The following is an 11,668-nucleotide window of genomic DNA, read 5'->3' as shown; positions in this document are numbered from 1 at the left end:
TTTATTTAGATTTTCTTGTTGACTCTCTTTCTTTCAGTTTGGTTTTGATTACTATGGTTTCGTAATCGCTGCTCTCATCTTCTTTTTCTTCTAATCTTGAGATTAATCGTTTGGCAGCAACTTCGCCAATTTCTATTCCGTGTTGGCTTATTGTAGTCAAACTTGGTGATAATCGTCTCGAAGCCAAAATTCCGTCGGCAAAACCTATTATTGATATGTCTTCTGGAACTCTATATCCTTTTTTCAAACTAACCCTTAAAGCTGCAACTGAATCATTTTCGTCTAAAGCAAAAATAGCATCAATTTTATGGTCAAAAATAGCATCAATTTTACTTTTCATATCTTCTTCTGAATCGGTACGAAGAATGATATTTTCATTTACAGGAATATTATTATCCTCTAAAGCTTTTAGATATCCATCAGCTCTCAATTTCCCAACACTTAAATTATCTACTGAAGAAATTAAGGCGATATTCTTGCATCCTAAATTAATTAAATGCTGTGTTGAATTTAAAGCTGAATCAAAATCATCAACTACCACTTTATCACACTCTACTCCTTCTGCAATCCTATCAAACATTACAATTGGCGTTCCGTCGTTTATAATTTCTTTAAAGTGATTGTATTCTTGTAATTTTTGAGCTTCTTCAGAAACCGACAATATGAAACCATCAATCGTTCCGTTGCTCAACATTTCAAGCGTATGAATCTCTTTCTCCAAAGACTCATTCGAAATACAGGTAATCACATTATATCCTTTTTTATCAGCTACTTTTTCGATACCACTAAAAACCTTAGCGAAAAATGAGTTTAATATGTTAGGTATAATAACTCCTATCGTTTTTGTTTTACGGTTTTTTAAATTCAAACCAATAACATTCGGTTTGTAATTTTTTAGTTTGGCATACTCTTTAATTTTAATTTTAGTTTGCTCACTAATTTCAGGACTATCATTAAGTGCCTTAGAAACTGTAGACACAGAAACATTAAGTTCTTTTGCGATTTGTTTTAGAGTTGCTTTAGCTTTCATTTAAGATAATTTTATTGAATTAATACAAATATAGTAGAATTAAAGAAATTAAACCAAAAAACAGACAAAACCTACATTAAAATTTCAAGTAATTACATCTCCTTCTTAAAATAGTTTAAACAAAAAATTAAAAAAAAGCCAAAATTTAAAACCGCCCTCCTAAAAATTTCGTTTATAACTATTTACGCATGATTATAATTACTATTAATAACCACTTTAAAGAAATTGAATTATGAAAAACGAAGTTAAAATTCACGAAGTTAACCCCTTACTCAGCGACAGAAGGAGTTTTCTTAAGATCAGTGGACTAACGCTTGTTAGCACTGGCTTACTTTTGGCAGGATGCAGTCACGATGATAATGAAGACATGCCCATAGATGACACTTCACTACCCGGAATTAGAAATGGAGTCTTCGATTTAGGCTCTGGAGATTTCGGTGTATTAACATATGCATATGCCTTAGAACAATTAGAGGCAGATTTTTATACTAAAGTTGTAAATGCATCGAGTTTTAACTCTGTTTTTAACGATATTGAAAAACAAGTACTTACCGACTTGTATCATCATGAAGTAATTCACAGAGATTTTTTTAAAGCTGCTTTAAGCGGAGCGCTCCCTAAACCAAGCACTCAATTACTTCCTAGCTTGGCTTTTAATTACGGAGCTATGAATTTTAACAGTCGTACTGAAGTACTTGCAACTGCCAAAGCTCTTGAAGACACAGGAGTTGCCGCATATAATGGTGCAGGAAAACTAATTAAAAGTGCAGATTATTTAGTATTAGCAGGCAAAATTGTTTCTGTAGAGGCAAGACACGCTTCGGCTATTAGAAGTTTGATTAACCCAAACTCTAAAGATTTTGCGGGCGATGATGTGGTAAATGCCACAACTGGTTTAGATGTAGCAAAAGATCCATCTAAAATCTTAGCTGTTGCAGGAGGATTTATAACTACTCCATTTACAGCAAAATATTTACCATAACCACAACTCATAAAATCTAGAAATTATGAACATACTAAAATTTATAGAAACTTTTGCTGACGAAAGCGCGATGAGAAGCACTGGTTCAAGAAGAGACAGTTTTACACAATTTGGAAATATAGGAAAGACTTTAGCAATAGCTTCAATTCCATTCGGATTATCTTCATTAGCCAATAAAGCTCTAGCCAAAGATATAACTGCAACTCCAGCAACTCCAATCGGAGCATTACAGTTTGCATTAACATTAGAATATCTGGAAAATGAATTTTACGCCATGGCATTAGACCACGGAGTTATTCCTGCGTCTGAAAATGGTGGACGCGATTTAAAAGTTTTTCAACAAATTGCAGCCCATGAATCAAGTCATGTTAAATTTTTGATTGCAGGATTAGGCGGACCAGCAAGCGCAAACTTTGTTCCTAAACCTACTTTTGACTTTACTGTTGGTGGAACTTTTGATCCATTTAATGATTATCCAACATTTCTAGCATTAGCACAAGCATTTGAAGATACGGGAGTAAGAGCCTATAAAGGTCAGGCAGGAAATTTAATTTCTACACCTGATTTATTAACAGCCGCATTACAAATACATTCGGTAGAAGCACGTCATGCATCAGAAGTACGACGATTACGTGGCCTTAAAGGATGGATAAATGGTAATGAAAGAGGTACAGGAATGCCTGTGGAAACTCAAGCTGTATATAATGGAGAAGAATTAACTGTACAAGCAGGATATAATACTGCTACCTTATTTGGAGCCTCGGCAGGTTCAGAAGCCTATGATGAACCACTTACTACGCAACAGGTTGTAGACATAGCAAATTTGTTTATTGTGTAACAAAATTTACTCCAAAATATCCGAACCAGCTTACTTAATTGTAAAGCTGGTTTTTTTATTCTTTTAAATAAAAAGATATCTCCTGATTTTCAGCAGTTAAAATAATCTTTTAAGGTATTTGTATTTAAAATAATTAATTGTACTTTTGCAACCCCTTTATTGGGGATGGAATGTTTAATTAAAATAATATTATGGACGCATTAAGCTACAAAACAGTTTCAACTAGCAAAGCCACTGTAACTAAAGAGTGGATTGTTGTTGACGCTGAAGGTCATAACTTAGGACGTCTTGCTTCAAAGGTTGCAATGATCTTAAGAGGTAAGTACAAGCCTAGTTACACACCGCACGTTGACTGTGGAGATAACGTAATTGTTATCAACTCAGAAAAAATTAACCTTACAGGTACAAAAATGGATGACAAAATTTACATGCGTCATACAGGTTACCCAGGAGGACAAAGAACTTTAACTGCTAAAGTATTGCAAGCAAAAAACCCTGCATTATTAGTAGAAAAAGCAGTAAAAGGAATGTTACCTAAGAACAAATTAGGAGCTGAACTTTTCAGAAATTTAAATGTTGTTGTAGGATCTGAGCACAAACAAGGAGCTCAAAAACCTAGAACTGTTAACCTAAACGATCTTAAGTAATGGGAGTTATTCACAAAATCGGTAGAAGAAAAACCGCTGTTGCACGTGTTTATGTTTCAGAAGGAACAGGAAAAATCACTGTAAACAAAAAAGAATTCGCAACCTATTTCCCAACTGCAACTTTGCAATACAAAGTTTTACAACCAATGTCTATGACAGAAAATGTAAACAACTTTGATGTAAAAGTAAACGTTTACGGAGGTGGTTCAACTGGTCAAGCAGAAGCTGTAAGAATGGCATTAGCACGTGTTATGTGTGAAGTAAATGCTGAAAACAGAGCTATCTTAAAACCAGAAGGTTTATTAACAAGAGATCCAAGAATGGTTGAACGTAAGAAATTCGGTCAGAAGAAAGCTCGTAAGAGATTCCAATTCTCTAAACGTTAATATTACCTGTCTTGTTCATTTAGGACAAGGCATCTCAATTATTATTGAATTTAAAAAACACAGTTGTTGTTGCTCTCCTATCGAGGTAGGAAATAGTTTAGCATCTAAATGTATAAAGCCTGGGAAACCGCCATTTATGCATTGCTAATCAACAGAACGTAAACTAGTACAAAAATGGCAAACAAAATAGACGTAAAAGAATTACTAGAAGCAGGTGTTCACTTTGGACACATGACTAGAAAATGGGATCCAAACATGGCTCCTTACATTTATATGGAGCGTAATGGTATTCACATTATCAATCTATATAAAACTGCAGCAAAAATTGAAGAGGCTAATGAAGCTTTGAAAAAAATCGCTGCATCAGGTAGAAAAATATTATTCGTTGCTACCAAAAAACAAGCTAAAGACATCGTTGCTGATAAAGCAAAAGCTGCAAACATGCCTTATATAACTGAAAGATGGCCTGGTGGAATGCTAACTAACTTCGTGACTATCCGTAAAGCTGTTAAAAAAATGGCTACTATTGATAAAATGAAGAAAGACGGTACTTTCATGACACTTTCTAAGAAAGAGCGTTTACAAGTAGATCGTCTTCGTGCTAAACTAGAGAAAAACTTAGGTTCAATCGCAGACATGTCTAGACTACCTGCAGCATTGTTCGTAGTAGATATCAAAGCTGAACATATCGCAATAAAAGAAGCACAAAAATTAAACATTCCAGTTTTCGCAATGGTGGATACTAACTCTGATCCTAGAGAAGTAGAGTATGTTATCCCATCAAATGATGATGCTTCTAAGTCAATTGATAAAATTTTATCTTTAGTTACAGCTGCAATCGTTGAAGGTCTTTCTGACAGAGGTTCTGATAAAGAGACTGAAGCGTTGTTACCTGCTACAGAAGAAGCGGCTCCTGCTGCTGAAGCTGTTGTTGAGGCTCCTGCTGCTGAAACAAAAGAATAAATAAACTTTTAAATTCCAATTTTTAAATTCCAAATCCCATAAAAAATTAGAAACGTTACGTTGATAATTTGATAAAACTGGAATTTGAGATTTAAAGATTGGAATTTTTACTTTTAACTCATAAAAAAATATACAATATGGCAACAATTACTGCTGCAGACGTAAATAAATTAAGACAAGTTACAGGTGCCGGAATGATGGACTGTAAAAAAGCTTTAGTTGAAGCTGAAGGAGATTTCGATAAAGCTATACAAAACCTTAGAGAAAAAGGACAAAAAGTTGCTGCTAATCGTTCTGACCGTGAGTCTTCTGAAGGAGCTGCTGTTTCTTTTATTAATGCTGACAAAACTAGAGGAGTTATCATCACTTTAAACTGCGAAACAGATTTCGTAGGTAAAAATGAGGCTTTCGTAACTTTGGCTAAAGAATTAGTAGAAAAAGCTATCAATTTCTCTTCTAAAGAAGAATTCTTAGCTTCAGATTTCAACGGAATGACTGTTGCTGAAAAATTAATCGAGCAAACTGGTGTTATTGGTGAAAAAATCGAAATCGGTGGTTTTGAAATTTTAGAAGGTGCTTTTGTTGGATCTTATGTTCACGTTAACAAAATTGCTGCATTAACTGCAATTTCTGCACCAATTGCTAATGGTGACGTTTTAACTAAAGACATCTCTATGCAAGTTGCTTCTATGGGAGCTGATACATTATCTTACAAAGATTTTGACCCATCTTTCGTTGCTTCTGAACTTGCTGCTCGTATTGCAGTAATCGAAAAAGAAAATGAAGAGGCAAAACGTTTAGGAAAAACTTTAAAAAATGTTCCTAAATATATTTCTTTCTCTCAATTAACGGAAGAAGTTTTAAAACAAGCTGAAGAAGATGCTAAAGCTGAATTAAAAGCTGAAGGTAAACCAGAGCAAATTTGGGACAAAATTATCCCAGGAAAAGTTCAACGTTTCATCTCTGACAACACTACTTTAGATCAAGAGAAAGCTTTATTAGATCAAAACTTCATCAAAGATGATAGTAAAAAAGTTGGTGATTATGTTAAAGGATTCAACGTTGAAATTACAGGTTTCAAAAGAGTTGCTTTAGGATAATCTATATTCTAAATTACATATAAAAAAGGTTGGAAGAAATTCCGACCTTTTTTAGTTTAAAACATATCACAATAAAGCATGAATTAAAATGATGGAACTTCAAACTCCATCATTTTTTTGTTTTAAACCTAATATACTTCTACAAAAATAAATTTATTCTCAGATAAATTCTTTAAAATAAAACTCTAAATTTTATTTACAAAGCTATTACCGAACCTTATTCACTACATAGATTAAACAGCCTAAATGTTGCTATAAAGGAAATTACTTTAGATAAAAAAGGTATATTTGAAAATAACATTTATAAAATAAAATGATAAGAATCAATTATTTTTTACTCGTTCTGTTTTTTGCAATGGGTTCTGTTTTTGCACAAAATAAAAATGCTCAAGATGAATTTTGGAAGCAATTACAAGCACATTGTGGCAAAGCTTACTCAGGCAAGCTAAATACGGAACCAGCACCTAAAGATTTTGCTGATAAAAAACTATCAATGTATGTAATGAGTTGTTCCGATTCAGAAATCAAGATTCCTTTTTATGTAGGAGATGACCATTCCCGAACTTGGGTATTTACCAAAACAAAAGTAGGAATTCAATTAAAACACGATCATCGTTTAAAAGACGGATCTGAAGATAAAATCACACAATACGGAGGGACTACAACAAATACAGGAGCATCACAAATTCAATTTTTCCCTGCCGATCAGGAAACTACAGATTTAATTCCAGCAGCTTCAGCTAATGTTTGGTGGGTAACAGTAGATGGAAATCAATATACTTACAATTTGAGGAAAGCTAATTCTCCAAATCATTTTCAAGTTAGTTTTGATTTAAGCAAAGAAATTCCAGTGCCTGAAAGACCTTGGGGACACTAAGTAAATTAAGATCTTAATCTAGAATATACAAAAGCAGCTCCATAATAGAGCTGCTTTAATTTTATATCTGTATACTATTACCAAGTAAGACCCAACTTGATAAATAAAAATAGTCGGAAGAAAAATCTTCCGACTATATAAGTGCCATTTTTATAACAACTATTTCTTTGATTTTATTACTGGAACCTCAAAACCTCTCGCTTTCATTAAAGCATTAATCTCTGGGTTGTGTCCTCTAAAAGATTTATAAGCTTCTTCCTGATCTGTTGTATTACCAACACTAAATATCTTATCGTGCAGTCTTTTGCCAACCTCTTTATCATAAGGCCCTTTTGCTTCAGTAAATGCTTCATAAGCATCGGCACTGATTACATCTGCCCATAAATAACTGTAATATCCGCTCGCATAACCATCACTAGAAAAAATATGTCCAAATTGAGGAATACGATGACGCATCACAATTTCTTTAGGCATATTAAGCTTAGCCAATGTTTCTTTTTCAAAAACTGTAGGATCTATAACCGAATCTCCTGCTAAATGTAATTTCATATCGATAAGAGAACTTGAAATTGTCTCAACAGTAGAAAATCCTTCATTAAATGTTGCTGCTTTTGCAATACGCTCAACCAAATCTTTAGGAATAGGTTTTCCTGTTTTATAATTTAAAGCAAATTTATTCAACACCTCAGGAGTTTCTAACCAACGCTCTAAGATTTGTGATGGGAACTCAACATAATCTCTTGCAACAGCAGTTCCTGATAATGTAGGATAGGTAACATCTGAACATAAACCATGTAATGCATGTCCAAATTCATGAAACAAGGTAGTTGCATCTGTCCATGATATTAAAATTGGTTCATTATCATTTCCTTTGATAAAATTACTGTTATTAGAAACTATCGTAAGAACATCACCATCTAGTTTTTGTTGTTTTCTATACGCATTCATCCAAGCTCCAGAACGTTTTCCTTTACGTGCATATGGATCAAAATACCATAAACCTACCACTTTTCCAGTCTTTATATTAGACACTTCCCAAACTCTAACATCTGGATGATATACAGGAACATCTGTTATTTGTTTAAATTTTAAATCAAATAATTCACCAGCAACCCAAAACATTCCTTCACGTAATTTTTCAAGCTGAAGATATTCTTTGACCACATTTTGATCTAAATCGTATTTTGCTTTTCTAACTTTTTCAGCATAATAACGATAATCCCAAGGTTCAATCTGAAACTTCCCTCCTTCGACAACAACAATCTTCTGCATATCTGCAACATCTTTGTGAACTTGGTTTACTGCAGGCTCCCAAACAGCTTCCATTAAAGCCATCGCTCTTTCTGGAGTTTTAGCCATTCTGTTAGTTAAATTCCAATGTGCAAAAGTAGGATAACCCAATAGTTTTGCTTTTGCAGCACGAAGCTTTAGTATTTCGACCAAAGTTGATTTGTTGTCATGTTCGTCTCCGTTATCTCCTCTGTTTACAAACATTCTCCAAACTTTCTCTCTTAACTCTCTATTAGTCGAAAAAGTTAAAAATGGCTCTACAAAAGATCGCGTATTAGCAATACAACCTATAGCCGAAAGCTTTCTTTCTTTGGCTTGAGCCATAGCGGCTTTTTTTATTCCATCAGGCAAACCATCAAAATCAGCTTCAGTTGTTAATACCACATATTGGTCATTTTCTTCCGCCAATAAATTTTGACTAAACTTAGAAAACAACATTGATAATTGTTTATTAATTTCACCAACTTTTGCTTTATCAGCATCGCTTAAATTAGCTCCTTGCTTATTAAACTCCGTATAATAAACCCAAATAAGTCTTTGTTGCTCACTAGTTAATTTCTTTTTATCTGGAGAATTATATAGCTTTTCGATTCTAACAAACAAATTTCTGTTTTGATAGAACTTGGTAGATTGTGCAGCAAGCAAAGGCTCAATATCTTTTTCTATCAATGCAAATTCTGGAGTACTAATATTCGACGAATAAATTCCATAAACCGTCATAATTCTCGACAACTTTTTACCCGAACGTTCTAATTCGGCGATTGTATTATCAAAAGTTGCAGGCTTTGGATTATTTGAAATAGCATCAATCTCATCGCTTTTTTGTTTGATAGCAACATCAAAAGCTGGCTTAAAATCGGCAATTTTATATTCCGTAAAAGCTGGTACACCTCCATACGGACCAGTCCATTTTTGCAATAATGGATTTTGTGAATTTGTTTGCGCTTGAAGAGTAGTTAAAGAAGTAGCCATAATTAGAATAGTGACAATTTTTTTCATGTACGTTATTTAATATTTTATAAAATAAATGCAATTCCCAAATATAGCCATTAATTAGAACAGAATACACTGAAAAAAAGCCACTTCTTAAATACATCTTCACAATGTTTTTTATAAAAATAAATACTCCAAATAATATATTAAATTTGGCATATTAAAATTTGTCTATGTTTAAAACCAAGAAAGAAATTGTTTTTGTTGTCCTTGCCGGAATTTTTATTACCAATGCTGTTGTGGCAGAGTTAATTGGAGGGAAATTAATCCAAATTGGTCCATTTGTAATGAGCATCGGAATTCTTCCTTGGCCAATTGTTTTTTTAACAACCGATTTGATTAATGAATATTTTGGAGAGAAAGGAGTTAAAAAACTTTCTTTTATAACCGCCTGTTTGATAGCTTATGCCTTTCTTATATTATTTATGGCAATCGTAATACCTGCTGCAAAAGGTATAAGTCCAGTAAACGACGAACAGTTTCAAGCTGTTTTCGGGCAAAGTATGTGGATTATTATAGGTAGCCTTATTGCATTTATGGTATCTCAGTTAATAGACGTTTGGATTTTTTGGTTTTTCAAAAAAAGAACAGGAGAAAAGAAAATTTGGCTTAGAACAACTGGTTCTACTGTAATTTCTCAATTATTTGATTCTTTCATTGTTTTAGGAATTGCTTTTTGGCTACCGGGTAAAATAGATTTCGATACCTTTATCTCATCCGCTTTAACTGGTTATACATTCAAGCTTTCTTTGGCAATAGTATTAACTCCGTTAATTTATGTTGGACATCATTTAATTAAAAAATATTTGGAAGAAGATAATCCCAAAGAAAAAAAAGACAATCATACCGCATGAAAAATTACAAAACCATTTTATTGATTTTAATTTTATGCTCCTTGATAAGTTGTAACAAAAATGATAGAGATCAATTATTAGAGTCAACAACAACTGTTACCGAAAAAATAAAAGACATTTCGAAAAGCACAATAGAAACCATAACTTCGGCTAAAGATTCTATTACAAAAACAATATTCACTCCAAGCACAATAAAAAACAACAAAATAGTTACAGAAGAAACAACTGTATCAAAAGACAGCATTAGAATAGAAAACCTAGAAAACGAAAAACTTAAAGGCTTTACCTATTTTAAAAAATTACTATCTGTATGTAAAACAGGGGAAACACTAACCCAAAAAGAATTAATCGAAGACCACAACATCCCGAAAGAAGGAGTTAAATTAATAAAAAGCATTACAAAAACTGCTGAAGATGAAATTGATATCAAATGGAATTCTACTTGGTTTGTCGAGAAAATTTCGGATGCTAAATTTGCTGATGCTCGAGTGAAGATTAAATTTGAAGCAAACAAAATGTACACTTCTGGAAAAGCTATTGGAATAAAATACAATAAAAGAATTTATAACGACTTAATCATCATTGGAACCTCGGCCTATATTCCTTCAGTAAAAGGCTACCATTGGAAAATTGGAAAATAATGACAACACAAGAACCTATACGATGTGGCTGGTGTTCAGCAAGTGATTTATATAAAAAATACCATGACGAAGAATGGGGCGTTCCTGTTTATGATGATGCCTCATTATTCGAGTTTTTAACTCTCGAAACCTTTCAGGCAGGATTAAGTTGGATAACGATATTAAACAAAAGAGAAAATTTTAGAGCAGCTTTTGACAATTTCGATTACAAAAAAATAGCACAATATCCTGAAGATAAAATAGAATCATTATTACAGGATACAGGAATAATACGCAACAAATTAAAAATACGTTCGGCAGTTACCAATGCTCAGGCATTTATAAAAATTCAAGAAGAGTTTGGAAGTTTTTCCGATTATATCTGGAAATTTACTGATGGAAAACCCATCATCAATAACCCGAAAACTCTAAAAGACGTTCCTGCTACTACTCCGCTTTCGGATATTATTAGTAAAGATTTAAAAAAAAGAGGTTTTAAATTTGTGGGCTCAACCGTTATTTACGCCCAAATGCAAGCCACAGGAATGGTCAATGATCATATCGAAGATTGCTGGACGAGAAAAAAATAGTTTGCAGTCACAGTCTCTGTTTTTAGCCTGAATTTAATCATAGTTTTTAATTCTTTTCACATCTTGAAACCTGAAACTTGAAACTTTTTTAAACTTCCAAACAAAAAATACATATATTTGCTTCACACTTTAGGGGTGTCTACAATAAAGTAGGCTGAGATTTTACCCTCTGAACCTGATCTAGTTAATACTAGCGTAGGGAAAAGTAAGATGACTTCCGTGCGCATTTTTATGCGTAATTGTAGCCATTCCTAAAGTATAACTATATACTAAATTCTGAAGGAATGGAACTAAAAATCAACCAACAAACTAAACAATTCAATGCTGAATCTCTTAGCGTTCAGGCATTGCTCGACCTCGAAATTCCCAACAAACAAAATGGCATTGCTGTTGCCATAAACAACACCGTTATTCCAAAACCCATCTGGAATACTCATATCCTAAACGAAACCGACGAAATCCTAATTATTTCTGCTACTCAGGGAGGATAAATTGTGT

General features: G+C 33.3%; 13 protein-coding genes and 1 riboswitch. Of the genes, 11 read left to right on the top strand and 2 right to left on the bottom strand.

Annotation, left to right across the window (positions count from 1 at the left end; all coding sequences use genetic code 11):
* Position 1: 1 nt before the first annotated feature.
* The gene (locus OIU80_RS17260; RefSeq protein ID WP_264288229.1) at positions 2–1,030 is read right to left on the bottom strand and encodes a LacI family DNA-binding transcriptional regulator; all 1,029 of its coding nucleotides are present in this window, start codon (positions 1,028–1,030) and stop codon (positions 2–4) included.
* A 232-nt stretch (positions 1,031–1,262) separates the two neighbouring features.
* Between OIU80_RS17260 and OIU80_RS17255 the strand changes: the two genes are divergently transcribed.
* From OIU80_RS17255 to OIU80_RS17225, 7 genes are all read left to right on the top strand, one after another.
* Positions 1,263–2,012 carry a ferritin-like domain-containing protein gene (locus OIU80_RS17255; protein ID WP_264288228.1) on the top strand — a complete coding sequence of 250 codons (750 nt, stop codon included), beginning with the start codon at positions 1,263–1,265 and terminating at the stop codon, positions 2,010–2,012.
* A gap of 25 nt (positions 2,013–2,037) precedes the next feature.
* Positions 2,038–2,850 (top strand): ferritin-like domain-containing protein, encoded by an 813-nt coding sequence (locus OIU80_RS17250; RefSeq protein WP_264288227.1) that lies wholly within the window; start codon positions 2,038–2,040, stop codon positions 2,848–2,850.
* Between the two features lie 191 nt (positions 2,851–3,041).
* The gene (rplM, locus tag OIU80_RS17245) at positions 3,042–3,497 is read left to right on the top strand and encodes a 50S ribosomal protein L13 (RefSeq protein WP_264288226.1); all 456 of its coding nucleotides are present in this window, start codon (positions 3,042–3,044) and stop codon (positions 3,495–3,497) included.
* The gene (gene rpsI, locus OIU80_RS17240) at positions 3,497–3,883 is read left to right on the top strand and encodes a 30S ribosomal protein S9 (protein WP_007808909.1); all 387 of its coding nucleotides are present in this window, start codon (positions 3,497–3,499) and stop codon (positions 3,881–3,883) included. The genes rplM and rpsI overlap by 1 nt, the downstream gene beginning before the upstream one ends.
* Positions 3,884–4,057: 174 nt before the next feature.
* Positions 4,058–4,846, top strand: coding sequence for a 30S ribosomal protein S2 (rpsB, locus tag OIU80_RS17235; protein ID WP_264288225.1), 789 nt, complete (start codon positions 4,058–4,060; stop codon positions 4,844–4,846).
* Positions 4,847–4,983: 137 nt separating this feature from the next.
* Entirely contained in the window at positions 4,984–5,946 is a 963-nt protein-coding gene (gene tsf, locus OIU80_RS17230; protein WP_264288224.1) for a translation elongation factor Ts, read from the top strand.
* Positions 5,947–6,259: 313 nt separating this feature from the next.
* Entirely contained in the window at positions 6,260–6,823 is a 564-nt protein-coding gene (locus tag OIU80_RS17225) for a hypothetical protein (protein WP_264288223.1), read from the top strand.
* Positions 6,824–6,982: 159 nt separating this feature from the next.
* Here the strand turns inward: OIU80_RS17225 and OIU80_RS17220 are convergent, their stop codons facing one another.
* Positions 6,983–9,112 carry a M3 family metallopeptidase gene (locus OIU80_RS17220; protein WP_264288222.1) on the bottom strand — a complete coding sequence of 710 codons (2,130 nt, stop codon included), beginning with the start codon at positions 9,110–9,112 and terminating at the stop codon, positions 6,983–6,985.
* Positions 9,113–9,279: 167 nt separating this feature from the next.
* On the opposite strand from OIU80_RS17220, the gene OIU80_RS17215 reads away from it, so the two are divergent.
* The 4 genes from OIU80_RS17215 to thiS all read left to right on the top strand — a co-directional run bounded on the left by OIU80_RS17215 (position 9,280) and on the right by thiS (position 11,661).
* The gene (locus tag OIU80_RS17215; protein ID WP_264288221.1) at positions 9,280–9,960 is read left to right on the top strand and encodes a queuosine precursor transporter; all 681 of its coding nucleotides are present in this window, start codon (positions 9,280–9,282) and stop codon (positions 9,958–9,960) included.
* Positions 9,957–10,601: a hypothetical protein gene (locus OIU80_RS17210; RefSeq protein WP_264288220.1), complete on the top strand. Its 645-nt coding sequence runs from the start codon at positions 9,957–9,959 to the stop codon at positions 10,599–10,601. The genes OIU80_RS17215 and OIU80_RS17210 overlap by 4 nt, the downstream gene beginning before the upstream one ends.
* Positions 10,601–11,170, top strand: a complete 570-nt coding sequence (locus tag OIU80_RS17205) for a DNA-3-methyladenine glycosylase I (RefSeq protein WP_264288219.1) — start codon at positions 10,601–10,603, stop codon at positions 11,168–11,170. Before OIU80_RS17210 ends, OIU80_RS17205 begins: the two co-directional genes overlap by 1 nt.
* Positions 11,171–11,291: 121 nt before the next feature.
* A riboswitch (TPP riboswitch) is annotated at positions 11,292–11,389 on the top strand.
* A 65-nt stretch (positions 11,390–11,454) separates the two neighbouring features.
* The gene (thiS, locus tag OIU80_RS17200) at positions 11,455–11,661 is read left to right on the top strand and encodes a sulfur carrier protein ThiS (protein WP_039117505.1); all 207 of its coding nucleotides are present in this window, start codon (positions 11,455–11,457) and stop codon (positions 11,659–11,661) included.
* The last annotated feature ends 7 nt before the right edge of the window (positions 11,662–11,668 follow it).

The sequence above is a fragment of the Flavobacterium frigoritolerans genome (genome assembly GCF_025847275.1).
Classification (GTDB): domain Bacteria; phylum Bacteroidota; class Bacteroidia; order Flavobacteriales; family Flavobacteriaceae; genus Flavobacterium; species Flavobacterium frigoritolerans.
This window is presented reverse-complemented; position numbering and strand designations above follow the sequence as displayed.